We start from the raw sequence: 881 nt of genomic DNA, 5'->3' as shown, positions 1-881 counted from the left end.
AGGGAAACCGAGTCTTAACTGGGCGTTAAGTTGCAGGGTATAGACCCGAAACCCGGTGATCTAGCCATGGGCAGGTTGAAGGTTGGGTAACACTAACTGGAGGACCGAACCGACTAATGTTGAAAAATTAGCGGATGACCTGTGGCTGGGGGTGAAAGGCCAATCAAACCGGGAGATAGCTGGTTCTCCCCGAAAGCTATTTAGGTAGCGCCTCGTGAACTCATCTTCGGGGGTAGAGCACTGTTTCGGCTAGGGGGCCATCCCGGCTTACCAACCCGATGCAAACTACGAATACCGAAGAATGTTATCACGGGAGACACACGGCGGGTGCTAACGTCCGTCGTGAAGAGGGAAACAACCCAGACCGCCAGCTAAGGTCCCAAAGTCATGGTTAAGTGGGAAACGATGTGGGAAGGCACAGACAGCCAGGATGTTGGCTTAGAAGCAGCCATCATTTAAAGAAAGCGTAATAGCTCACTGGTCGAGTCGGCCTGCGCGGAAGATGTAACGGGGCTAAACCATGCACCGAAGCTGCGGCAGCGACGCTTATGCGTTGTTGGGTAGGGGAGCGTTCTGTAAGCCGTTGAAGGTGGCCTGTGAGGGCTGCTGGAGGTATCAGAAGTGCGAATGCTGACATAAGTAACGATAAAGCGGGTGAAAAGCCCGCTCGCCGGAAGACCAAGGGTTCCTGTCCAACGTTAATCGGGGCAGGGTGAGTCGACCCCTAAGGCGAGGCCGAAAGGCGTAGTCGATGGGAAACAGGTTAATATTCCTGTACTTGGTGTTACTGCGAAGGGGGGACGGAGAAGGCTATGTCAGCCGGGCGACGGTTGTCCCGGTTTAAGCGTGTAGGTGTGTGTTCCAGGCAAATCCGGTTCACT

1 rRNA gene is annotated in these 881 nt (G+C 54.4%); it reads left to right on the top strand.

From position 1 onward, the window contains the following. Positions 1–881: ribosomal RNA gene (locus tag USG84_RS24020) — 23S ribosomal RNA — on the top strand; the annotation flags it as partial.

It is taken from the genome of Enterobacter sp. 168J2 (assembly GCF_034107265.1).
Lineage (GTDB): Bacteria > Pseudomonadota > Gammaproteobacteria > Enterobacterales > Enterobacteriaceae > Enterobacter > Enterobacter nematophilus.
The sequence above is the reverse complement of the archived record's forward strand: the minus strand, read 5'-3'. Positions and strand labels throughout refer to the sequence as shown.